The sequence below is a fragment of the Pedobacter sp. G11 genome (genome assembly GCF_003860265.1).
Taxonomy (GTDB): Bacteria; Bacteroidota; Bacteroidia; order Sphingobacteriales; family Sphingobacteriaceae; genus Pedobacter; species Pedobacter agri.
Genome location: NZ_CP034190.1, coordinates 2,115,565 through 2,141,526, shown reverse-complemented (window position 1 = coordinate 2,141,526; position 25,962 = coordinate 2,115,565). Strand labels below are relative to the sequence as shown.

General features: G+C 37.8%; 14 protein-coding genes, 1 tRNA gene and 1 rRNA gene. 7 read left to right on the top strand and 9 right to left on the bottom strand.

The window, feature by feature from the left end; translation table 11 throughout:
* The first annotated feature begins 66 nt into the window (after positions 1-66).
* Entirely contained in the window at positions 67-4,497 is a 4,431-nt protein-coding gene (locus EA772_RS09350; RefSeq protein ID WP_124912682.1) for a translocation/assembly module TamB domain-containing protein, read from the top strand.
* Between the two features lie 97 nt (positions 4,498-4,594).
* On the opposite strand, the gene EA772_RS09345 is transcribed toward EA772_RS09350, so the two are convergent.
* From EA772_RS09345 to EA772_RS09335, 3 genes are all read right to left on the bottom strand, one after another.
* Positions 4,595-5,806, bottom strand: coding sequence for a bifunctional 3,4-dihydroxy-2-butanone-4-phosphate synthase/GTP cyclohydrolase II (locus tag EA772_RS09345; RefSeq protein WP_010600321.1), 1,212 nt, complete (start codon positions 5,804-5,806; stop codon positions 4,595-4,597).
* Positions 5,807-5,940: 134 nt separating this feature from the next.
* Positions 5,941-7,371 carry an LptF/LptG family permease gene (locus EA772_RS09340; RefSeq protein ID WP_168187510.1) on the bottom strand — a complete coding sequence of 477 codons (1,431 nt, stop codon included), beginning with the start codon at positions 7,369-7,371 and terminating at the stop codon, positions 5,941-5,943.
* 29 nt (positions 7,372-7,400) lie between these two features.
* Complete coding sequence (locus EA772_RS09335) at positions 7,401-7,781, bottom strand: START-like domain-containing protein (protein WP_010600323.1); 381 nt, start codon at positions 7,779-7,781, stop codon at positions 7,401-7,403.
* Positions 7,782-7,917: 136 nt separating this feature from the next.
* Between EA772_RS09335 and EA772_RS09330 the strand changes: the two genes are divergently transcribed.
* The 3 genes from EA772_RS09330 to EA772_RS09320 all read left to right on the top strand — a co-directional run bounded on the left by EA772_RS09330 (position 7,918) and on the right by EA772_RS09320 (position 10,675).
* Positions 7,918-7,991, top strand: a tRNA-Met gene (locus tag EA772_RS09330).
* A 445-nt stretch (positions 7,992-8,436) separates the two neighbouring features.
* Positions 8,437-9,024 carry a DUF4142 domain-containing protein gene (locus EA772_RS09325; protein WP_010600324.1) on the top strand — a complete coding sequence of 196 codons (588 nt, stop codon included), beginning with the start codon at positions 8,437-8,439 and terminating at the stop codon, positions 9,022-9,024.
* A gap of 514 nt (positions 9,025-9,538) precedes the next feature.
* Positions 9,539-10,675, top strand: a complete 1,137-nt coding sequence (locus EA772_RS09320) for an acyltransferase (protein WP_124912680.1) — start codon at positions 9,539-9,541, stop codon at positions 10,673-10,675.
* Between the two features lie 83 nt (positions 10,676-10,758).
* Here the strand turns inward: EA772_RS09320 and EA772_RS09315 are convergent, their stop codons facing one another.
* Positions 10,759-12,444, bottom strand: a complete 1,686-nt coding sequence (locus tag EA772_RS09315) for a RagB/SusD family nutrient uptake outer membrane protein (protein WP_168187509.1) — start codon at positions 12,442-12,444, stop codon at positions 10,759-10,761.
* Positions 12,445-12,448: 4 nt separating this feature from the next.
* Positions 12,449-15,451 carry a TonB-dependent receptor gene (locus EA772_RS09310; protein WP_124912676.1) on the bottom strand — a complete coding sequence of 1,001 codons (3,003 nt, stop codon included), beginning with the start codon at positions 15,449-15,451 and terminating at the stop codon, positions 12,449-12,451.
* A gap of 393 nt (positions 15,452-15,844) precedes the next feature.
* Between EA772_RS09310 and EA772_RS09305 the strand changes: the two genes are divergently transcribed.
* The 3 genes from EA772_RS09305 to EA772_RS09295 are packed head-to-tail and all read left to right on the top strand — an operon-like array spanning position 15,845 to position 18,737.
* Positions 15,845-17,029, top strand: a complete 1,185-nt coding sequence (locus EA772_RS09305) for a glycosyltransferase family 87 protein (RefSeq protein ID WP_168187508.1) — start codon at positions 15,845-15,847, stop codon at positions 17,027-17,029.
* Positions 17,026-17,958: a glycosyltransferase family 2 protein gene (locus tag EA772_RS09300; protein WP_010602901.1), complete on the top strand. Its 933-nt coding sequence runs from the start codon at positions 17,026-17,028 to the stop codon at positions 17,956-17,958. Before EA772_RS09305 ends, EA772_RS09300 begins: the two co-directional genes overlap by 4 nt.
* Positions 17,958-18,737 (top strand): polysaccharide deacetylase family protein, encoded by a 780-nt coding sequence (locus tag EA772_RS09295; protein WP_124912672.1) that lies wholly within the window; start codon positions 17,958-17,960, stop codon positions 18,735-18,737. The genes EA772_RS09300 and EA772_RS09295 overlap by 1 nt, the downstream gene beginning before the upstream one ends.
* Positions 18,738-18,779: 42 nt before the next feature.
* Here the strand turns inward: EA772_RS09295 and EA772_RS09290 are convergent, their stop codons facing one another.
* From EA772_RS09290 to rrf, 4 genes are all read right to left on the bottom strand, one after another.
* On the bottom strand, positions 18,780-20,549 hold the full coding sequence (locus tag EA772_RS09290; RefSeq protein WP_124912670.1) for a S8 family peptidase: 1,770 nt from the start codon (positions 20,547-20,549) through the stop codon (positions 18,780-18,782).
* A gap of 204 nt (positions 20,550-20,753) precedes the next feature.
* On the bottom strand, positions 20,754-22,190 hold the full coding sequence (locus tag EA772_RS09285; RefSeq protein WP_010602898.1) for a RagB/SusD family nutrient uptake outer membrane protein: 1,437 nt from the start codon (positions 22,188-22,190) through the stop codon (positions 20,754-20,756).
* Positions 22,191-22,207: 17 nt separating this feature from the next.
* A complete protein-coding gene (locus EA772_RS09280; protein WP_124912668.1) occupies positions 22,208-25,324 on the bottom strand; it encodes a TonB-dependent receptor in 3,117 nt (1,038 codons plus the stop codon).
* A 518-nt stretch (positions 25,325-25,842) separates the two neighbouring features.
* A 5S ribosomal RNA gene (gene rrf / locus EA772_RS09275) occupies positions 25,843-25,954 on the bottom strand.
* Positions 25,955-25,962: the final 8 nt, after the last annotated feature.

Genomic DNA, 25,962 nt, shown 5'->3' with positions numbered 1-25,962 from the left:
TTTTTAAGCTGCAAAATTATTAAAAAACTATTTAAAATACTCCTTTGGGTAATTGCATCAATAATTTTGCTGCTGGCGCTTATTATTTTCTCACTACAGTTTAAGCCTGTTCAAACTTATGTTGCCCAAAAAGCTGCAGCATATTTGTCTAAAGAGCTTAAAACTACCATATCCATTAAAAGTCTTTACATCAAACCTTTCAAATCCATCGTATTGGAAGATTTGCTAGTGCTCGACCTTCAAAAGGACACTTTATTGAGTACTCCGCAATTTATGGTAGATATTAATCAGCTATCAATTGATAAAAAAATAATTAATATCAATACCGTCCAAATTAATAACGGCCAGTTTTTCCTAAAGGATTTCAAAGATAAGTCTTCTAACCTCGATTTCATCATTAACTACTTTGATTCTGGTAAACCTACTGTAAAGAAACCGGATAGCAAACCTTTCGATGTTACAATAGGAAGGGTGATCTTAAACAAATTTGCCTTTAGGTATAAAAATTATGCAGCGAAAGATACCGTTCAGGGTAAGAATGTAAATTTTGATAATGTTGATGTAAAAGAACTTAGTGGAATTTTTGATGGCTTGGATACCAAAAATCATTTGGTTAAAACCAATATCAAGAATTTAACTTTAAGAGAAAAAAGTGGATTTTACTTAAAAAATCTGACTGCAGAAACAACAATTGACAGTAACGCCATTGAACTCAAAAAGCTTCTGCTTGTTACTGATCATAGCCGCCTGACTGATTATTACCAAATGAAGTTTAAAACCTACAGGGATTTTAATCATTATGTGGATAGCGTGAGGATGAAAGCGATTTTTAAGGAGAGTCATTTATCATCAAAAGACGTGGCATTCTTTGCGCCGGAGCTTAATAGTATGAAAATTGAGCTTGATGTAGACGGACAGATTACTGGCTTAGTAAATAATCTTCGGGCAAAGAAACTCTCTATTCGCTCAGGAAAAGCAACACATATTAAAGGCGACTTCATCATAAAAGGGCTTCCAAAATGGAAAGAAACCTTTATGGATTTGAAGATTGAAATGGCCGGCACCAATAAAAAAGATTTGGATGAAGTGCTCGCCGGTTTTACAGGAAGTAAAAAAGCAATTATTCCATCCATCGTAAACAAATTCGGAAACATCAATTTTAATGGAAACTTTACAGGTTTTCAAAACGATTTTATTGCCTATGGTGAATTTAAAACCAAACTGGGAAGAATTGTTTCGGATGTAAACATGAAAATTGATAAAAATGATGTTCCTTCTTATACCGGAAACGTCAAAACCTTTGATTTTAACATCGGAAATTTGTTGGATGAAAAATCTCTCGGACGGATTTCTTCCTCATTATATGTGAAAGGACGAGGAACTGAATTAAAAGATTTAACTGAAAAACTCAATGGCGACGTAGCTTACATTGATTTTAATGGATACAGATATCGCAATGTTAAAATTGACGGCACGTTCGAGAAGAAAAACTTCGATGGAAAACTCAGCATCAATGATAAAAATGTGAAATTGATATTTGATGGCGGCGTTAACTTAAATCCAAAACTTCCGGTTTTCAATTTCAATGCGACCATTACGAAAGCAAGATTGAAAGCGCTTAAACTGCTTAATGATTCCTTACTGGTAGATGCAAAGTTTAGCACCAATTTTTCTGGCACGAACTTAAATAACATTGAAGGTCAATTGCTTATTCAGGAGATCAGGTTGCAAAATCCAAAAGGTATATACAATGTGGATTCGGTACAATTAATGGCCCAGGGAACCGGAGTAGACCGCGTGTTGGACATTAAATCAGATATTCTAGACGCAAGTATACGCGGGGAATATGATCTAAATTCAATTGTTTCTTACTACAAAGCTATCGCTAAAACTTATGTACCCTCACTCCGGGCAAACATCATTAAATACAAAAATCAAATATTTAAGTTTAACCTGCGGGTGAAGAAATTTGAGCCATTGGCACAGTTTATTTCGCCTGGCTTGGAAATGGCAGAAGGTGCAACATTGATTGGAGATTTTGATTCGAGAAATAATACCGCCACATTAAATGGCTATGTCAAAACCTTAAAATACAATGGAGTTGTCATTAATAATATTATTCTTGATGAAAACACTACGAAAGAACAGCTGCAACTTATTGTTACGTCAGATCGCGTACAGCTAAACGATAGCCTTTTTATTAAGGATGTTAACATTTCCAATATTCTCCGCAACGACAGTCTTGCTTTCAACGTGAAGATGTCGAACTCAGATGAAGCCAATCAACTGGATTTAAACGGATTGGTAGAATTTACAAAAAATGAAGATACTATTGCCCGATTGAGTGTATTGCCATCCATTCTAAAAATTAACAGCGAAGAATGGCGCATACAGGAAAAAGTCCGTATTGCCTTAAATAATGGCAAAACACTAATCAGTAACTTCGATTTAACCAATGGTGAACAGCAAATGACTATCGATGGATTGATTTCTGAAGACCAAAAGGATTTGCTGGTTGTTGGCTTCAAAGATTTTAACCTTAAAACGCTTAATCCGTTTACTAAAGGTTTTGGGGTGAAACTTAGCGGTAATGTAAATGGAATGACCAATTTATATGGCATTTTAAAAGCACCAAAGGTTAATGATGATCTAAAAATCGATTCGCTCACTTTCAATGACATCTATATCGGAACGCTAACAGATACCTCATCATTCAACAATGAATCTAGTAAGATTAATGTTTTCACCAGAATTACAACAGAAAATTCGGAAACCTTTAAGTTAACAGGTAACCTTGATTTGAAAGAGAAGCTAATTGATTTGAATGTGAAAATGAAGGATAGCAAACTCACTATTCTGGAGCCATTTGTAAAACAGCTTGTTTCAAATTTAAAGGGTGATATTTCAGCTGACCTCACAGTAAAGGGAAAATTGGATAAACCCCAGATCGATGGAAATATATCCTTTAACAAAGGGGAACTAATGGTTAATTATCTTAAAACTACCTATGTGATTACGGATGAAGTGAAGGTAGCCAATAGCGTAATCGATCTGGATGATTTAGAATTAAACGATTTGGAAGGCCATCAGGCTGTTGCGGTGGGAAGTGTTGACTTGAATAACCTTGATGACCCAACGCTGGATGTGACAGTAACCGCAAATAGCTTTATGGCTCTAAATACAACTTCAAAAGATAATTCGGTGTATTTTGGAAAAGCCTACGGCACTGGTGTTTTCAAATTCAGTGGCCCAACGAGTAAGATGAAGATTGATATTAAGGCCAAAACCGAAAAAGGTACTGTCTTCAATCTTCCGTTAAATAGTTCAGAAACTGTTTCTGATAAAGACTTTATTAACTTTATTAGCCGCGATTCGAGCAAAGTAGTAAAGAAAACTACCAATTTTGATGGTTTAACCTTGACATTTAAATTAACAATTGATCCGAACACTACGGCCAACATTTATACTACTTTAGGTAATTTAAGCGGAAAGGGAAACGCTGAACTGAATTTAAACATCAATAGTCTTGGCGATTTTGAAATGTCTGGCGACTATATTATTGAGACCGGAAGTTTCGATTTTACTGCTCAGGAAGTAATCAATAAGAAATTTGAGATCAGACAAGGTGGAACTATACGCTGGACAGGGAACCCTACCGCAGCGCAGATTAATTTGAAAGCAGTATATGCGTTAAGGGCAAATCTGAACGAGTTGTTTAAGGCAGCCAACAGAGATGCGAGCAGTAATGCCAACCAAAGGGTAAACACGGAAGTAGAAATGGGCTTAACAGGACTGTTGTTGCAGCCAGATATCAAACTGGATATATTTTTCCCTGCTCAGCCGGCCATTAAAGAAGAGCTCCAAACCTATCTTAGTGACCAAAATAATCTGAATTTACAGGCATTTAGTTTAATTATCAGAAGAAGTTTTGCCCCTGGTAATGGAGGTGAATCAATCGGTAATCAATTGAGTTCAACAGCAACAAGTACTGCAACTGAGTTGGTTTTTAATCAATTCAACAATGTTTTATCATCACTAAACTTAAACTTTGTAGATCTGAACGTTCGTTCATTAAGTGAAGCAAGTGCATCGGTAAAACTGTTTAACGATCGTTTAATTATCAACGCCGGTATTGTTGACCGGAACAGTTTGAATGATTTTACCATCATCGATTTTAACAGGAGTAATGTCGGTGGTGAGGTTGAAGGGTTATTCTTGATTAAAAAAGATGGAAGCTTATTGGGCAAGGTAGCAAATAAGCCGCCTACTATTCAAAGTATATTCGCCAATCCAGGTATAGACCAAAATAGAAATGTAACCTCATTCGGAATGGTTTACACACAGCAGTTTGATACCTTTAAAGAATTTCTTCAAAAGATTACCGGGGCTTATCGCAGGAATTTGAAAAGAAAACAAGAAGGAAATCCTGTTAAAACAAATAAATCGATCAGTAAAGAAGCGATTATCAATCAAAGTAAAGGAAACCCAAGAAGGTAGATTTGAGTTGAGCTTTTTGAGCTGCCAGTTAACAACAGACAAATTGAATTTGTTAGTTGGCAAATTCATTTAATTGAAAATTGCCAACTGAACTAAACTATCCTTTCATAATGGAATGACCCATTTTATCTCTTTTAGTTTTTAAGTAGCGCTCATTGTGCACATTACTTTCAATTTCGATTGGAATATTTTCTACAGCTTCTAACCCATAACCAATAAGACCAGCCCTTTTTGTAGGGTTGTTAGTCATCAAGCGCATTTTAGTTACGCCCTCTGATCTTAAAATTTGCGCACCAACACCATAATCACGTTCATCGCCTTTGAAACCTAACTTAATATTCGCTTCAACGGTATCAAAACCGGCATCCTGTAAATTATAAGAGCGAAGTTTATTAATCAGTCCAATACCTCTACCCTCCTGATTCATGTAAACAACAATTCCTTTGCCTTCTTTTTGAATCATTTCCAGCGCTTTATGCAACTGAGGGCCGCAATCGCATCTACATGAACCGAAAATATCACCCGTAACACAAGAGCTGTGTACGCGTGCAAGGATCGGTTCATCGTTTCCCCACTCTCCTTTTGAAATAGCCAAATGAGTGGCATTATTATCCAACTGCGTGTAAGCAGTCATTTTAAAATCGCCAAAGGCGGTTGGCAAATCAATAGTGACTTCTTTTTTAATTAAACTATCAATATTTAAACGATATGCAATTAAATCTTCAATTGAAATAATTTTCAGCTGGTGCTGTTCGGCTATTTTTAATAAATCCGGGAGTCTGGCCATTTCGCCATCTTCTTTTAAGATTTCAACCAATAAACCTGCAGGTTTCATTCCTGCCAGGCGAGCTAAATCAACAGCAGCCTCTGTATGACCTGCACGGCGAATTACACCGCCATCTTTAGCGATTAGAGGAAAAATATGTCCTGGTCTGCCCAGTTCTTCAGGATCGGTTTTAGGATTTACCAAAGCCAACATCGTTTTAGAACGGTCGCTTGCAGAAATCCCAGTGGTGCAACCATGGCCAACTAAATCTACCGAGACTGTAAAATTAGTTTCATAGGCAGCTGTATTTTTGCCAACCATTAAATCCAGTTTTAATTCCTTACAACGCTCTTCAGTAAGTGGTGCACAAATCAAACCACGCCCATAGGTAGCCATAAAGTTAATCACTTCTGGCGTGGCATTTTCTGCCGCTGTTAAGAAATCACCTTCGTTTTCTCTATTTTCATCATCTACAACGATGATCACCTTACCAGCTTTAATGTCAGCTATTGCCTCTTCTATGGTATTTAATTTTGTTTGCATTTGTATAAAAGCATATATGTAATGAGCATTTTCGAAACTTCTCGATTCCGTTGTTTCAAAAATTTGCTAGCACAAAGGTACAACCTAAATGAGCAATATGATGAACAAAATATCATCTGGAAGTAAATGATAGATCAGGCTTGTTTTTGTTTTATCCGAAGTAATTTATTGAAAACCTGCTTGTAATAATTAACATCAAATAAGGCCGAATCAACGGTAGCTTTATAGGTTAAAAATACGGCTAAAGGAGATAGAACAATCACAGCAATCCACATCGCAAATATTGGATTTAAGTTGCCCTCTCTTGCCGATTTTTCAGCTACCGTAGTAATGATATGATACACCAAGAAGAATGATATCGCAATTACTACGGGCAAACCCATACCACCTTTTCTAATGATGGCACCTAAGGGCGCACCAATAAAAAACAATAAGATGCATGAAGCTGCAAGCGTAAATTTTCGCTGATATTCAATTCTGGTGAAAATAATCTCGCCCACCAAATCATCATGCCGGGGACCTGTATTGGCTAAATTCTGCATAATACCGGAAACAGTGTTTGATGCATTGTCTAAAGCAAGTTTTTTAAAACCTCCCGGGATCGAGTTCAACGTGGCTTCGCCGATTTGCTTTGGCGCCATTTTTACTTTTGAATAGCCTTTTGTAACATTAAATTGTTTGAAGTTATTAGCTACAACCCGGTCGGTGCTCATGTTTAATGTATCTAACAACTTGCCCAATGAATCACCTTTTTTTGTAATTCCTTTTAAATTAAGCATAGGCGTACTGTTGCCAAAGGCATTGGGGTCTGTCCTGTTCATTTCAAAAGAAGAAAGATCAAAACGTGGCTCTGTTTCTTTAAATCTGCTTCGGTTGAAAACCTGGCGAGGATTATAGGCACCACTGCTGCTTGGCTGCTCCTCATACTGCACACCATCTTTTAAATTCAACAATAGAAATTTACCGTCGGCCGTTTTATTCATCTGCCCCTGCTTGGCCATAATCACTTTGGGAACGCCGTTTGTGCCTTTATGATCGTAGATCATGATGTTATGCAAAGTTCCGTCTTCATCTTTTGCATCTACACGGATAGAATAATTGGGAATACTATTATTAAAAACGCCGGGTTTGATAAGGAAAGCCAGTTTTTTATTTCGAACATCATAAAGCAAGGAACTGAATTTCAGGTTTGCTTTAGGAAGCATGTAGTTGGAAAATAAAAAAGAGCCAATGGTTAACATGATGATCACCACGAACAACGGCCGCATGGCTTTTTGCAGTGAAATTCCTGCAGACTTGATCGCCACCAGCTCGTAATTTTCGCCGAGTGTTCCGAAAGTCATAATAGAAGAAAGCAGCACAGATAATGGTAGTGCCATGGAAACATTCGCGGCAGAGGCATAAGCCATCAATTCCAATATGGTATACCATTCGAAACCTTTCCCAATTAAATCATCAATCCACTTAAAAAGAAAAAACATCAAAAGAATAAACATTACCACAAAAAATGTGGCAAGAAAAGGCTTTATGAATGCTTTTATGAGAAGAAGATGTATTTTTTTCACCTTACAAAGGTAAGCAATACGAAGCTAAACTAGGCACCTAAAACGCTAATCAAATAGTCAATTTGGTTATCCCAAATTAATTTTTTCTCAGCAAGAAGGTCATCTGTAGTAAAATCTGTTATGGAAAGCGCAACGTCGTTAGTTAATTCGTCTTGTACAATTTCCATTTCGAAGTAGCACTGCGGTTCGTCATCGAGCCATTTAAATTTCACTAATTTATTCTCTTTTATAGAAACGAGTTTAGCTTTTAGCTGTTCATCATCCCAGGTGAAGGTATAAACCTGATCGCGGAAATTTACATCATCGGCAAACCACTGCGATAAGCCATTTGGCTCACTTATAAAGCTATACAAAATTCGTGGTGACGATTTAACCTCGTACTCAAGCGTAAATTTTTTCTTTTCTGCCATGTTAATTCATTACCAGAATAACTCCGGAAGTATTTTTTTTATTTTATTTTTCTAAAGAAAGGTAATTTATTCTATATTTGCAACTCCAAAAAATAACCACCTAAATATTTGATAATATAAGCAAATATTTTTATCCGGCGGGGTAGCTCAGATGGTTAGAGCGCAGGATTCATAACCCTGAGGTCGGCAGTTCGATCCTGCTCCCCGCTACTGATCAAAAGCTCATCGAAAGATGGGCTTTTTTTGTTTACGCTGGTTAATTTATTCTTCAAAAATATTTTTTATTTTAGTTCAGGATTAAAATCCTGATTTATACTTATTTCGACATGCCCTGCGGAACATGTCGAAAAGCAGGATTGATAAGCCTTTCCGACTGACGTAAAACCAATAGCTTCGCCTTGCGGCTCTGGTTTGTAATTTAATCAGCGTACGCTGTAACGTCTGTACAATTGATTTTTTACCATTCAGCGTTTAATCATAAACCTTAGTGCAGGTTTTAGTATAATTTGCCGCCCATTTCGGGATATATCTGTTTTTTAGAATGTTATAGATTAATAAGGCCAATATTTTTAATAAGAGCTATTGGAAGTGCGGTAGTTTGAACTACCCAAAACAAGTGAACATCGGCTATGTTCTACCATTAAAAATAACTAAAATGGAAAACGAACAATCAGGCCGCAGAGACTTTGTAAAAAAGTCGATCACCGGAACAATTGCAATGGGAACAGGACTATCTCTTGCGGCATCACTATTTAGTGTCAACGAAGCAAATGCCTCAGAAGCTGAGTGGAACGGAGATCCAAACGCATCGAACGAAAAAGCTTTTAGAATGGGCGTTATCGGCCCTGCCGAGCTTTCATTGGCTACAAGCCAGATTGCTGCCAGTAAGGCAAGCAATAAAAATACAAAGGAATTTGCCGGCTTTGAGCTTACGGAGGCCATTGCCGTTACCGGTGTTTTAAAAGACCTGGGCACTCCAGTTCCACCGATGGATGCAAAAGCTAAAGCCACACTTGCAAAAATCAAGAATACACCAGCGGGACCCGAATTTGATAAAGCATATATTTCCGCACAACTGGAAAATCACGAATTCCTGCGTGATCTCGCTGCGAGTTATATCAGCAAGGGAAAGTTGGCAGGAGCTGCAGAAAATCAGGGCAGGCATTTGGCTACCTTGTCGCTTGCCGTGTTTAAAGAGCATGTTGCTATCACAAAACGCATACTTGGTGAACTTGGAGGCTAATATAAAAAATTAACGAGATCTGCTTTTTTTGGATCTTGTTAATTCAATCAGCTTGCAAATTGAACTCAAATCGGTTAAGAACAAACAATCTCCATCCCTTATAATAAATCTTCTTTCATTCCTTTAATATAAAGGATCGAGTTAGCTTTGTATATGTTAGGTAGCTCAGTCTCACCTCTTACTATATCTTGCGATCAAACTGATATTAAGGAAAACTTACAGTAATTTCTTTTTCCTGTATGCCCCTTATTTCATTAATCATTGCCCTAGCGAAATTTATTACTGCCTCAAAATGCTCATAGCAGTTATAACGTGTTGAAGCTCCGCTACTGGTTAAAAGTTCATCTTTCGATGGGCTTTTTTTGTTTTCAAACCTTCCTTCTCAACTAATATACAGATTAAATCTCAAGCGGCCGATCATTTTAAAAATACCATTACCATCCACTAATCGCCACTGTAAAAATTCAGTCTGATAAAAAAATGTCAGCTATTTTTTCACATTTTGCGGTTATCAATGAAACCTGATTTAAATCCCTCACTGGCTACCAAACCTCACTACCCTATCCTGGATGGACTCCGTGGCGTTGCCGCGATAATTGTTGTTACGTTCCATTTGGCAGAGCCTTTAGGAACTGGTCATTTAGATATTGTTGTTAATCATGGTTATCTGGCTGTTGATTTTTTCTTCCTATTATCTGGTTTTGTGATGGGTTATGCCTACGATGACAGGTGGAATAAAATGAGTGTTGCTAATTTTTTCAAACGCCGGATCATACGCCTTCAACCTATGGTTGTTTTAGGAATGACGCTCGGTGCTATTGGATTTTATTTTACAGACTCTACGATATGGCCGCTCATCCACACCGTTCCAATATGGAAAATGTTGCTGGTGATGTTAATTGGTTATACCATACTGCCAATACCCTTGTCGATGGATATCCGTGGCTGGCAAGAAATGCATCCTTTGAATAGTGTAGGATGGTCACTATTTTTTGAATACATCGCGAACATTCTTTATGCAGTCTGGATCAGAAAATTTTCTAAAACAGCCTTGACAATTTTAGTATTGATTGCAGCCGTAGCTTTGGCACACCTGGCCATTACAAACGGAGATCTTAGTGGTGGTTGGACACTTAATGTAGAGCAAGTTCGCATAGGTTTAACCCGAACCATGTTCCCTTTTTTTGCCGGGCTGTTACTTTCGCGGATAGCCAAACCAACCCGAATTAAAAATGCTTTTTTGTGGTGCAGCCTTTTAATTGCAATCGTACTGTATATGCCCCGCATAGGCGGAGCGCAGCATCTTTGGATGAATGGAATTTATGAATCGGTTTGTGTGATCATTATCTTTCCGTTAATCGTCTATCTCGGTGCCAGCGGCGTGATCCAAGGTCAGCGAGAACAAAAAATTTGCAAGTTTTTAGGTAATTTATCTTATCCGCTTTACCTCGTACATTATCCGATAGTTTATTTTTACGTAGCCTGGATTAGCAATAAAAAGGAAATAACCATTTTACAGGCATTGCCGTATGCATTATTGATTTTAGTAAGCGCCATTATTCTTGCGCATTTCTCATTAAAATGGTATGATGAGCCAGTCCGGAAGTGGTTACAGAAAAAACTAATGCTTTCTTCTAAAGTATCAAATTAGCTGTGGCTTGCATTGCATTAAACAAGGAACATTTTAAATCAACAAAGCAGCATTTTATCCGCTTTGCTGACTTAATAAATGAATTAGTAGCCCGGGTTTTGTACCAAAGCTTTATTGGTTTGAATTTCTATAGTTGGAAACGGCAATAAATAATCTCTGTCCTTGTTAAATAATTTCGTTTCAATTACACGCATATCTGCACGATTGGTTACATTACTATAATTGGGAGTTCCATTGGCATCAATAATTGGCGCATTGGAAAGCAATCCTTTTGGGATACGCCCGTATGCCGGACCAACCAATACTTGTTCCGCTATTCTCCACCTGCGGATATCAGCTAATCGCAAACCCTCCAAAGCAAATTCGTACTTACGTTCTTTGCGCACAATTGATCTTAATTCGGCTTGTGTTTTGCCACTGGTGATGGCTGGCATTAAAACTGCTCTTCTTCTCACCAGATTTATGGCGTCGTAAACCGTCTGATCAATTTGATTCGCCTCAATTTTAGCTTCTGCATACGTGAGTAACACCTCTGCATAGCGGACCAAAATAATATTCAATTCAGAATTCTGCCTGTCATTGCGATCAATTTCATCGGTATATTTTTTATAAACATAACCGGTAAAGGTTGCGAAAGCATGGGTAGCTTCCGTATTTGCAATGCGTACCGCAGGAGTGACATTATAATTCCAAATCTGTAAACTGTCTTTGTGGGTTTCGAACTGATAACCGAATATGATGTTCCCGGGAACTCCACAGGTAAAACTCAATCTGGGATCGCGATTTAAATATGGTCTTTGTGGATTATAAAGAGGTGATTTATCTATAGGAAGTCCATCGGTGCACTCGTATGAATCGATAAAACTTTGAAAAGGAACCTTATCGCAAACTCCGCCAGGTAAACGTGGAAGCAAATATTGAGGGGTAGTATGGGTGTTGATTGTTTTGGCAAACTGCAAAGCCAGAATAATTTCTCTGGATGATTCACCTGCGTATTTAAAAAGTTCGCCATAATTATTGTGAAGCGTATATTTTCCTAAATCCATCACCGCTTTTGCAGCTTGTGCGGCAACATCCCATCTTTCATTATACAAAGCAACTCTGGCTTTAATGGCTAGCGCCGCTCCTTTTGTTGCCCGGCCATCATTTAATACCGCCTGATTTAGTGGAAGGTTTACGGCAGCAGCATCGAGCTCACTAAGTATAAAATCTGCTACTTCTTGCTTGGTACTTTTCGGAATCTGGAGCTGATCTATTGCTACATCAGTTTTAACCAAAGGAACCCCACCAAAAAAAGTAAGCAAATAACTGTAATGTAAGGCACGGATAAATCGGGCTTCGGCTATACTTTGGTTGTAAAGTGCCGCCGGAATGGTGCCTTCTAATTTTTTTACATTATCGAGTAAAAAATTACAGCGGGCAATACCTTTATAACCTTCACGATAAAGCACAAGTGCCACGCGATTGTTTGCATCTATACTTCCTTTGCCAATGTTTTGTAAATCACCATTTGTTCTATCCCAGCAGATATCGGTAGCCGCATCAATAAAAACCTGCCATGGAACCCTTAAATTTCCATTTCCATAATTTTGTTCGGAGTAATTCAGTTGCTGATAACAGCCCAACAAACCAATCAATAACTCATCCTGATTGGAATAAAATGATTCCGACGACGGGTTAAAAGGAGATTTTTCGAGATAATCTTTCTGACAGGCAGAAAATGACAGCGAGAGTAACAGCACCATGGCTGTAAATATTTTTATTTTCATTTCGTTAAAAATTAACATCTAAACCAAAATTATAAACCCTAACTTGTGGATAGGTATTTCCTGTTCCAACCGGCGCCTCCACATCATATCCATCCCAAAATTTGTCTACAGTAAATAAATTGCTTGCATTTGCATAAATCCTTAAACCTTTTAAACCAATTTTAGCAATAGCAGCCGATGGCAATCGATACCCTAACTGAAGGTTTTTTAAGCGGAGATAAGAAGCATCTTTCAGCCAAAAACTCGAGGTTTGCTGATTATTGGTTTCACCGAAAGCCAGGCGTGGAAAACTTGCGTTAGGATTTTGCGGTGTCCAATAATCTTTGTGCATTTCCTGAACGGTACCACCATTAAAAAATGGCATTACAGATTGTTCATACAGGTATCCGTCTGCTTTTCCTACCCCTTGCAGAAAAATTCCCAAATCAAAACCCTTGTAAGAAAGGTTAATGTTTGCACTATATGTATATCGTGGAATAGTACTCCCAATGATTACCCGGTCGTTATTATCAATTACGCCATCACCATTCTGATCTTTGTATTTAATATCACCGGCCTTCACGTTTCCAATTTGCCTCGCACTGCCTGTAACTTCTGCATCAGACTGAAAATAACCAAGCGATTCATATCCAAACAACGAATTAATAGCCGAACCTTCGTTGCTTACCGTTATCGTAGTTTGGCTTACCCCTTTTAAGTCGATGATTTTATTTTTTACATCTGATACATTGATTCCGATGGAGTAGTTAAAATCTTTGATTTTATTTCGATAAGAGATGCCCGTTTCCCATCCCCTGTTCCGCACTACACCTGCATTTTGAAAGGGTGCAGTTTTTCCGTAAATCAATGGAACATCTAATCGCAATAAGATATTATCTGTTACACGATCATAATAATCGAATGAAACGTCGAAGTTTTTAAAAGCTGTTAAGTCGAAACCAATGTCTTTCATTTCCGTACTTTCCCAGGTAATCAGCTGATTGGCACCATCGTTTAATGCCCCTACAGTATAAATCTGGTTCGCAAACGAGTAAGAGCCAAGTTGGATGGATGAAATGGCTGGATAAGTGCCAATATTTTGATTGCCTAACTTACCCCATGATGCCCTGATTTTTAGTTGGGAGATCGTATTTTTTAATGGTTCGAAAAACTGTTCTTCAGATAAGCGCCATCCTGCAGACACCGAGGGAAAAAAGCCATATTTTTTACCATCCGCAAAGCGGGAAGAGCCGTCATATCTTCCGTTCAGTTCTAATAAATAACGTTCATCATAATTATAATTGAACCTTCCGAAGAAAGATTGTAATGCCCATTCCATCCTTGTTCCAGTGTTTTGTTGTGTTGCAGATGCTCCTGTAGACAATACCGGATAGGCTGGAAATATAAAGGTATTCCTCGATGCGGAGAGTACATCAGATGTATAATCTTCTCGTGAAGCACCAGCCAATAATTTAAAGGAATGTTTTGCCACAGATATATTTCCGGTAAGTGTAGCCCTCATGTTGTTATAAAGAGCCCGACTGTTTGATACATCTAAAGTAGCCAATGCCGGTTGGGTAAAAGCCAGATTTCCATCGGCTCGATAAGTTTTAATGGCCGTAACAAAAGTATTGTCATCAACCTGATCATATCGGGGTGCAATGGTTACATCGGCTTGAAGCCACCTGAAGGGTTTATAAGTTAGGGTTGAATTAAGACTTGCCCCAGGATTGGAGGTTTTAGCCAATCCACCCTCGGGGCGGCTGTAAGCAATAGGGTTATTTCCATTTGAACCTTCGCCATAACTTCCATTGGAGAATATGCCGGCAAAAATGGGTGCAATTCTGTTCATTTGATTAAACACCGAGCTACTGCCTCGACCTGGCTCTTTGGTTACCCGGCTCAAAAGCTGCAAATCTATAGTTAGGTTCAGCTTGTCAGAAAACTTAATATCAGCATTATTACGGAGGGTAATCCTTTTAAATCTGGATACTTCCAACAAACCAGCCTGATCGAAATAACCCAATGAGGCAAGGAATTTAACTTTTTCACCACCACCATTTACTGTTATAAAATGATTCTGCATAAAACCTGATCCGGTTAACACTTCTTTTTGCCAATTGGTATTTGGATACAGATCCGGATTGGTGCCATTCCGGGTATTGTCAATCATCGCCTGACTAAAGGTTGGCGAGGCACCGGCATTCACATTGGCTAAATTAGTGAGCTCCATATGGTCAACCGCATTTACCATATCCGGCAACCGGGTTAGCTCCTGAAAACCTACATAGTTGTTATAAGAAACAGAAAGGCTATTCGCATTGGCCCGTTTTGTGGTCACCAAAATAACGCCGTTGGCCGCCCGTGAACCATAAATTGATGCAGACGCTGCATCTTTTAACACTGAAACAGATTCAATTAAACTGGGATCGATGCTGTTTAATGATCCTTCAACATTATCAATTAAAACCAAAGGGTTAGCATCATTCAAAGTTCCGATTCCACGAATTCTGATCGTTCCGGCATCGCCGCCCGGGCGACCTGACGCCTGCGTAACGGTTACCCCCGGTGCTAAACCCTGTAACGCTGCAGATGCTTGTCCAACTGGTCTCATGTTTAAATCTTTCGATGAAACTACTGATACCGCACCGGTGAGATTTACTTTCTTCTGCGTTCCGTACCCCACCACAACTACCTCATTTAGGCGTTGGTCATCACTTATCAGTTTAACATCAATTATTTTTCTCTTGCCAACGGCCAACGTAAGCGACTTAAAGCCGATAAATGAAAAGGTTAACGAATCATTTTCAGCTACACTAACAGAATATTTTCCATCTAAACTGGTAACAGAGGTTTTGTTGCCTATTTTACTTTTGATACTTGCCCCGGGGATAGGACTACCCTGGGCATCATTTACTACTCCAACGACTACCGTTTGAGCTTGTGCAGTAATTGTAAGAAAGCAGCCCATAAAGAGTAGAAACCCTATACTTCTTCTTAAATTACCTTTTGTAAAGTTAATTCTCATATTGTCTGGTTTAGAATGTCGGGATGGTATTTAAATTTTATCAATCCGTGATTTATAATTACTTGAAGTAAAACTATACGATACAGTTATTGAATGATTAATATGCACCCATCGCTATGCGATGTGTAAATTATACTTGGTTATGAAACGAAATTAAATATTAAATAATTAAAAAGAAATATTTTTAAATTATATTTAAGTTAAATTAAAGTTTATTTAATATAATTCAACTTAATAACGTTTTTAGGTTTAAAATTTTGCTTCAATAGAACTTGGTGACAGATGACAAGTGAACCATCTATAGAACGGATAAGGAAAAGGAAACATAATACAGCTCTCTAAGTGCTCAATGAGCTATTCTTAAAAAATGCTTATATTGCAGCACTAATCAAAATGGCAATATTACAACATCCCAAGTTTCATAAAGCGTTTAACTTTTTATTAAAAAAAGAATGCATTATTGGAGTTTACCTGATCCTGGCCATTGCTGCAAGTTTTAAACAATACCATAATCATTCTTACAACAATTACCTCATCTTTAAATATGTTTACTGGCATACGGTAGATTTGCAGAACTTATTTAATAACTATCCAGAATATGGAGATAGTAACCACTACGGCCCGGCATTTTCTATATTTATTGCGCCTTTTGCCCTATTGCCTGATGGTTTAGGCATGTTCTTATGGAATATAAGCATCGTTTCCATATTGCTCTGGGGCATTTATAGTTTACCAATCGCCAGAAAAAAACAAACCATCGTTGCGTGGATTTGCGCACATGAAACGTTAACAGCCCTTTTCAGTTTTCAGTTTAATATCGCACTAACCGGCCTCATCATCCTCAGTTTTTCTTACCTCATTAAAAGGAAGGAAATTCAATCGGCCTTTTTTATTGCAATTGGCACACTAATTAAATTATACGGTATCGTAGGCCTGGCATTTTTCTTTTTTTCGAAAAACAAGGTTAAGTTTATTATTGCTGGCCTGGTTGCCTTTAGTATTTTGTTTGTGTTACCGATGGCGTTATCCTCACCTGCCTTCATCCTGCAATCCTATGCAGATTGGTTCAATTCCTTGGTTCATAAAAATGCTACAAACGCATCTTTAACATCTTTTCAGGATATCTCTATAATGGGAATGGCCAGAAGAATAAGCGGAAATGTTGAACTTTCAAACACACCCTTTTTGTTGGGTGGTCTTGTTCTGTTTGGTCTGCCTTATTTAAGAATCAATCAGTATAAGCATTTAGCTTTTCAGCTGATGCTATTGGCATCGACACTAATATTTACTGTAATTTTTAGCAGCGGTTCCGAATCTCCAACTTATATCATCGCTTTTGCAGGTGTGGCCATATGGTTTATTATTCAACAGAAGCCAAAAAGCAAATGGATAATTTCGCTGTTCGTGTTTGCTTTCATTTTAACCAGCTTGTCGCCAACTGATATTTTCCCCAGAAGTGTAAAAGAATTTATTCGTCTATATTCGCTCAAAGCCCTACCTTGCGTGATCATTTGGCTTACGATAGTTTACCAAATGCTGAAAGAAGATTTTGAATCTTATTTGATTGCCGATAAATGAAAAAGTTAGTTTCCATCGTAATACCAGCTTACAACGAGGCTGATAATATTTTCGTGATTGCTGAAAGTATTAAAAAAGTTTTCTCTTCCATAGCTTATCATTATGAAATTATTCTTGTGGATGATGGAAGCGCTGACCATACATTGGAGAAAATAAAAGAGTATTCATCTACGGCAGAAAATATCTTTTTCCTGGAGTTTAGTAAAAATTTCGGCCACCAGCTAGCAGTTAAGGCAGGTATGGATCATGCATTTGGCGATTGTGTTATTTCAATGGATTGCGATATGCAGCATCCCCCGGAGTTGATTCCAGATATGCTTAAAAAATGGGAAGAAGGTTTTGAGGTGGTTTACACCATTCGCGAAGAAGATAAAAGCTTATCAAAGGGAAAACGAAGTTCATCAAGCCTGTTCTATAAAACACTCAACTGGTTATCAGACATTGATCTGGAGCCGGGTGCAGCCGATTTCCGTCTTTTAGACCAAAAAGTGGTGAACGTATTTAGAAACTTTCAGGAGAATGAACCTTTTTTGAGGGGGCTGGTGAAATGGCTTGGCTTTAAACAATATGCCATTAGGTATAATCCAGCAGCACGTTTTTCTGGAAAAAGCAAATACACCCTGAAGAAAATGTTCAGATTAGCGCTACATGGCGTTACTTCTTTTAGCATTAAACCCCTGTATTCGGCAGTTTACCTAGGCTTTATACTGTCATTCGCATCAGTTTTGTATATTCCATACATTATCTATGCCTTTGCAAATAATGTTGAGGTGTCGGGTTGGGCATCTGTTATTATGACTATTGTTTTCTTCGGAGGTTTGCAACTAATCATTTTAGGCATCATTGGCATATATGTAGGTAAAATGTTTATGCAAACCAAAAATCGTCCAAATTACATTATCCGTTCAACAAATATCCCTCAAAAATAATGGTGCTTTTAAGTTTTGATATTGAAGAGTTTGACATGCCTTTTGAATACAACCGGGATATCTCATTTGCGGATCAGATTTCGATTTCGAGAACGGGTACAATTGCCATTTTAGATTTATTGGATAAACACCAGGTTAAAGCGACATTTTTCTGTACCGTAACTTTTGCTGAAAACATTCCTGATTTAATTAGGCGGATTACGGAAAGCGGTCACGAACTGGCTTCGCATGGTTATTACCATTCCGATTTCAAGCCGGAGCATTTATTGCAATCCAAGATAAAGCTTGAAGAACTTTCAGGTAAAGAGATTACAGGTTACCGCATGGCTCGGATGATGCCCGTAGATGAAAAGGAAATAGAAAAAGCTGGTTATACTTACAACACATCTATCAATCCAACCTATCTTCCTGGTCGATACAACAATTTCCATATATCCAGAACATTTTTTACGAAACAAAATGTATTGCAAATTCCAGCTTCTGTAAGTCCAGTCGTGAGGTTTCCGCTATTTTGGCTATCATTTCATAATCTCCCGTTAAGTATTTACAAAGCCTTAGCCCGCTGGACTTATAAAAAAGACCATTATCTAAACATATATTTTCACCCCTGGGAGTTTACCGATTTAAATGATTTCGAAAGGTTTGGATTTCCTGCCTATGTTCGCAAAAATACAGGAAATCAAATGGTGCAAAGGATGGATAAATTTATTCATTGGCTGAAATCAAAAAACTATCCTTTTGGTACTTTTCAGCAATTTATCAAAACGATTAATCACTAAACACCAGCACTTCACAAGTATTGATTGGCTAGCCAGTAAAAGTTATTTGTAACTTTCAGCTAGTTTTAATGCGTTATAGGCATTAACCACGCCGCCACTTACACATATTTCGTTGAACATTACGCGTACATTTTCGCCTTTTTCGTTTTTGTATTTTATTTTATGTGTAACCTTTGAAACAGATTTCATGATAATTTCCCGTACTTGAACAGGAGTTAAATGAGGATAGTAACTTAAAATTAATGCTGCCAAACCTGAAACTACAGGTGCAGCCATACTGGTACCATCGGCTTCTTCATACTTCCCATCAGGAACAGTAGAATTAATCAAAAACCCGGGCGCAAAAACATCAACATTATATTTTCCATAATTCGAGAAGCTTGCTTTTAAGTTATCATCATCTTTGTAAGCACTTGCCCCTACCTCAATCCAGTTTCTGGCATGAGGAAGCTTAAATTTTGCAGAATCTAACGGGATTGGCTTGATCAGAGGCGAACGACCTACTGTCGGCCTCATCCCCATACCATTATTCTGATTGTTTCTGGGTGGTGGAATAAAATCTGGCCGGCTAGGCTTACTATTTGCTTTTTTATAATCTTCCGCCTCTTTACTTTGGAAATACTTGTTAGGATAATTCTCTTCAAGATCATTATTTTGATTATCATTTCCTGCTGCATGCACCAAAAGAACGCCTTTACTTTCCGCATATTTCACGGCTTCATCCACAACTTTTTTATCCCACTTGTAACCTTTGCCAAAGCTCATATTAATCACTTTTGCACCATTATCTACTGCGTAGCGGATACCATTGGCGACATCTTTATCACGCTCATCACCCGTAGGTACTACTCTAATGGCCATAATACTGACATGGTTAGCCACACCCATAATACCTATTCCATTTTTACGATCAGCACCAATAATTCCGGAAACATGGCTGCCATGAAATGCATCTGGCCCTTTCACATCGCTGTTACCGTAGTTGCGTTGATTTGAGTTGGAATAATCGTCGCCCACAAGTTCTGCCCGCATATCATACTTCGGATTTAAATTGTACTTCAGCATGGCATCATACTGTTTGTATCCATCCTTGATACTTTTATAAAACTTCTCGAAACCTCCATCTTCCTTTGAGCCCTTCCTGATAATCGTTTTCACATATTCTTCCTCTTCATTATCGGCTTTATATCTATCTATATCCTCAAGCGTTGGCATTGGCTTATTATTTACCCGAGCAACAGAATCAATAACTTTATTAATGGCCATTAATACGGGAAAAGTTTTACTGGCATCTTCATACTTCTTTCCAAAATCGCCAACAATTTTTTGATAGATACGATATTCTTCTTTTTGTGCACTATCCAGCGGCGTAAGGTTGGTAGTTGATTGATATTTTGGATGATAGATTCTATATAACCGTATTAATTCCAGATTATCGAATTCAAGATTTCCTTTTTTTGACCCAATAAAGTTCCAGCCATGAATATCATCGATATAGCCATTCCCATCATCATCAATACCATTGTTTGGAATTTCCTTTTTATTCGTCCACAACACATTTTGTAAATCGGGATGGTTGATATCAACACCACCATCAATCACAGCTACAATAATATTTTCTTTGGGTTTCTTATCATTTAATAATTCACGATAAGCTTTTTCGGTGCTGATGCCGAAATAACCGTTTTCAGTCAAATCCAGATTATACCAATTGGCAGGCAATTGTATATTCTTACTTTGTGCAAATGCGTTAGCACTAAGCAAAATTAAAGTAATGATAAAAATTATTTTATGGTGTATTTTATTCATCATGAATTATGTACGTAATACTACAATAATACGGTTTTATTGCCTCGAGGTTGAAAGTTTTTACATTTTTTAACAGATGTAGAAGCTGCCTAATACCGATTGAACGAAGTTTTAATGAATGATGGATCAAATTGATTTTGGTAGTTTTAGAAACAAAAAAGGGCTATCTCAAATGAGATAGCCCATGAATAAATTAGCAGAGAAATACTAGTTGCTATAGCCTGGATTTTGCTGAGGCTTTAATACAGGGTTAGCATTAAGTTCTGTTTGAGGTAATGGAAGAACCAATTTATTATCTCCAGGTTGGAAACTTACAATTGCCCAATGTCCATTTCCAGCTGTTCTAACTACCGGCGTTTTGGTCCTTAATAAATCGAAGAATTTAAATCCTTCACCATAAAGCTCTTTTCCACGTTCAGCCATAATTTCGTTAATGAGCGCCTGGCCCGTATTTGCTGATGGAACTGTTGCCACACCTGCTCTTTGCTGAATAGCCAATAAAGCAGTTTTAGCTGCAGCTTCATTTGCCACACCTTGTCTTGCCTCAGCTTCAGCTTCAATTAAATACATTTCAGATGATCTGATAATTACCTGATTTTGTGCTGGCGTAGTGTTAAAATCAAATTTATTAATTAAGAAACCCTCCTGACCTCTTCTGGCACCGATAACACCATTCACTCTGAATTGCTGCAAACGAATGTCATTTGATGCAAAGGAATTGAAGAAGTTATCAGCAGCCCTGAAACTCGAATATCCAATATCAAAAGGATCGTAGAAAGAGTTTACGGTTAAGAAACCTGAGTTGTCATCCGTTCTCGAATTTAAAGCATAAATCCATTCTGATGACGGGTTGATAAAACCAGTAAGCAATGATGCTCCAGTACCAAGCGGTTTTCCAACTCTCGCAAGTTTTGCGTATTTACTTGCGTTTGGATAATCACCCATTGTTAAATATACACGAGCAAGAAAGCCTTGAATCGCCCCTTTAGTCATCCTGTAAACACTTGTTTTTGTTGCAGGAATGTTCGCTTCAGCAAACAAAAAATCGGAAAGAATTTGGGCGTAAACTTCTTTTACTTTAGCTCTCGGAGATAAAGTTCCGTTCGGACCTAATGGCGCTAGAACTAATGGTACACCTAAAGCTTCCGGATCAAGCGTGTATGGCTTAGCATACCATTGAATAAGCCAGAAATAAGCTTCAGCTCTAAGGGCTCTGGTTTCTGCGAAGTAAGCGCTCTTCTGCGCATCTGTAATAGGAGCAGTAGGTAAATTTGCTTCAAACTGATTTGCATTTGCAATCACTCTGTAACCTAGTGTCCAGTAATCTGATGGCTCAACAGAGCTTGGATTCTCAATAAACTGATACCCATTAATAAATCGTCCATAATTGCCGGCACCACTTACTACCAAAATGTCTCCACCTTTAACATCATTGTTTAAAATCATGTTGTATTTATATGAAGGATTGGTAGAAACGTCATACACGCCAGTTAAAGCTGCTGCGATTTTTTCAGGGGAAGAAAACGCTTCTGCTGCATTAATCTGCTGGGTAGGCGTTACTTCCAAAAAATCTTTCTTACAGCTAGATAAACTTGCAAGTAGAATGAGTGAAGAATATATCCCTATTTTATTTATCTTTTTCATAATATCTTATCTTAAAATTAAAAACCAGCTGTTAAACCAATTGAAAAGGTTTTAATGTTTGGAATATCATTGTTACTTGTTCCTGCAATTGTTGCTTCCGGATCAAAACCTTTGTGGGCAGCATATGTAAATGGATTTTCAGCCATTACAAATAAGCGGGCAGTAGATAACTTTACTTTACTTGCCCATTCTTTTTTCAAGGTATAACCCAGCGTGATGTTTTTAACCCTCATGTATGATCCATCATATAAAAATCTGCTGGAAGAACTATTTGATAAATCTGTATTAGATGCTGGCAAAAATCTTGGAGTTGTTGAAGTTGTATTTGTTGGAGACCAGGCATTTAGCACATCTTTAGACATCTGCTGACCTGGAGAAATACCATTATGCATTAAAGCTGCGTACAAAGCATCATAAACTTTTCCACCCAAAGAGAAGTAAGTGAAAACGCTCAGATCAAATTCTTTATACGATAATGTGTTATTGAAACCACCATAATATTTTGGTAAGGCCGAACCCAAACCAGTATATTGTTTAGCTTCTGCATACACCTTTGTAGTTACCTTATTGCCACTTGCATCATCTCTATACCACATTGGCCTACCATCTGCCTGATCAATTCCGGCATATTCTCTTAAATACCATTGATAACGATCTTGTCCAACTTTAAGAAGCTTGGTTCCGTCATTTGGATCAACAACCTCGTCTTGAGTGGATGAAATAACCTTATTTTTAATTTTAGTAATATTAAAAGCGATGTTCCATTTAAAGTTATCAGTTCTAATTGGCGTAGCGTTTAAGGCAAGCTCAATACCGGTATTATTCATCTCTGCCAAATTGGTGTTGATCGTACTAAATCCAGTTGTTCTTGATAGTGGCTTTGCGAATAGTAGTCCGTCAGATTTTTTCTCGAAGTAAGAAATTTCTCCACTTAGTCTGCGGTCTAGTACAGCAAACTCCAAACCAAATTCCAATGCTTTAGAGCGTTCCCATGCCAATTCATCATTGGCTAACTGGGTATATGACATACCTGCAAGCCCCTCATAAGCATTTGCAAGTGAGTATAGTCCCTGAGCTGCATAACGGCTAATATCATTATTACCGGTTACACCATAACTTGCACGTAACTTTAAGTCATCAACAAATTTTACATTTTGCATAAAATTTTCTTTGTTAATTCTCCATGCACCACCAACTGACCAGAAGTTACCAAATTTCTTGTCTGGGCCAAAAGCCGAGAAACCGTCTCTTCTATAACTACCTGATAGATAATATTTGTTATCGTAGTCATAATTAGCTCTGGAGAAATAAGATTCAAGTCTTGCTTCAGTATAAAATGATGAAGCAGTTCCTGGCGTCGATGCTGAAACTAATTCAGTTTGCCCTGCGAAACCATAACCAGTTGCCATTGCCGTAATTTGATCGTATTTGTTGCGATACGCTTCCTGCCCTAACAAAATGTCGAAATTATGTTTATCGATACTTTTATTATATGTTAAAGTATTAATAAATGTAGTGGTAATATCTTCCTTAGAATAACGATAACCTCTTCCTTTTACCCCCACAGCGTTACCATGTAACAAATTATAAAACTGATTCTCCCTCACTGCAGAATAATCTAAACTTACTGTTGATCTGGCGGTAAATCCATTAAGAAATTTTACCTGAGCATATGGAGATGTTGTAATACGGGTAATTTTGGTTAAGTAAGTATCCAACTCATTTAATCCAACCGGATTGAAATCTGGAGAAACCGGATTTACATAACTATATGTCGGATTACCATTCGCATCAGGAACCGGATTACCATTTGCGTCTCTTACGTATAATGAATAAATATTTGAAATAATATCGGCAAAACGAACCGGATTTGCACCACCACCAGCTCCTGGAGGTGTGTTCTGAGTTGAACTTGCCAAAGTATTATTAATACCAAATGAAAAGAAATCATTTACCTGATTAGATAAATTGAATTTTCCGGAATATCTTTTAAAGTCAGACCCGATTACAATGCCTTTTTGATCGAAATATCCGCCAGAAACATAATATTTCAGCTTCTCTGTACCACCACTTGCAGAAACATTCACATCTTTTGTTTGTCCTCTTCTTAGTACTTCATCCCTCCAATCAGTATCGTAAAATAAAGCTGCACCTGGAGCCAGTGCACCACCAGCTACAAACGGATTTGGTGTATTGAATGGGTTAACTGATAAACGTGTTCTTGTCAAAGTATTTGCTGCAACAGCTGCTGCATCTGGTGTTAAACCAGCTGCAATTCTTTGCGCATAATAACTATCGAAATACAGTTTGTAATACTCTTGGGCATTTAATACCTCGTGCTTTTTTACAGCTTGATAAGAATAACCACCTGTTACGCTTGCATTAAATTTTGTAGGACCAGCTTTACCTTGTTTGGTTGTAATTAATACTACCCCGTTTGCAGCACGAGAACCATAAACCGCAGTAGCAGCAGCATCTTTTAATATGGTTACTGATTCGATATCATTCGGATTTAATGACGATAAAACATCAGCGGTTTGAGCAACCGAAGTTAAATCTGTACCTGATGACGTTACTGCGATTCCGTCAATTACGTACAACGGTGTAGAACCTGCAGAAATTGACCCAACACCACGAACCCTCACTTGTGTCGCAGCACCAGGTTGCCCCGATACGCTGGTTACTTGTACACCAGCAGCCGCTCCCTGTAATGATTTTTGGAAAGATGTATTAGGTCGGTCTGCAAAGTTTTTTGACTCAACAACTGAAGCAGCACCAGTAAAACTTTCCTTTTTAACTGTTCCATAGGCTACCACAATAACATCATTAAGTTCGTTTGTACTTGCTGTTAATACAACACTATAGGTAGACGCTGCAGTTAAAATTCTAGTTTGCGAAACAAAGCCTAAGGCAGAAAATTCCAAGGCTTTGGCAGATGAATTTACTGAAACTGTAAAAACTCCCGTAGCATTTGTAATTGCTCCACCTGTTTGTCCTGTTATTTTAACTGTTACGCCTGGCAGCGGAAGCCCGTCCTCGCTAGATGTGACTGTTCCTGTCACTGTTCGGTCTTGAGCTAGTGCAGAAAATGCAATAAACATCAACACGAACAAACTTTGTAAAAGTTTTCTCATGAAATTTGGATTTTGTTTAGATTAATTAATGATTAATGCGACAAAAATAGAGGTTATTGCCATGTAAAACAAATTTTACATTAAAAATTAAATAGTTAAAGGACAAATACAGTCAAATTTTTAATAGAAATCCAAAATATATCAGCTAATTCAAATAAAAAACAAAAATTATCACGAGAAATTCAGTAAAACGAGATTAAAACTACATATTTAGTTAATTTAATAATTAATTATAAAGAAAATGGTAGTAATATTCAACTATATTATTCTGATTGGCTTATGAAAAAATTTTAGTTCAATTAAAACTTTTAAAGCCCCAGCAGTGCTGAATATTTAGTTCCAGTCCTGCTGTCCCTCCAATCTTTTTGGGGAAATTCGCTACATACCTGAAGGTTTTGTACTCCAAAAAGGATTTCCGTACCATCAGGTTTAGGTGGCAGCTATTTGTAATGAAATCGAGATGGGAAGGTTTATAAACAAGAAAGCCCTGCAACTTTCAGTTACAGGGCTTCTTTAAGATTTGGCACCGACCTACTCTCCCACGTGTTACCGCAGTACCATCGGCTCTGGTGGGCTTAACTTCTCTGTTCGGAATGGGAAGAGGTGGACACCACCGATATAGGCACCTAAATATTTTA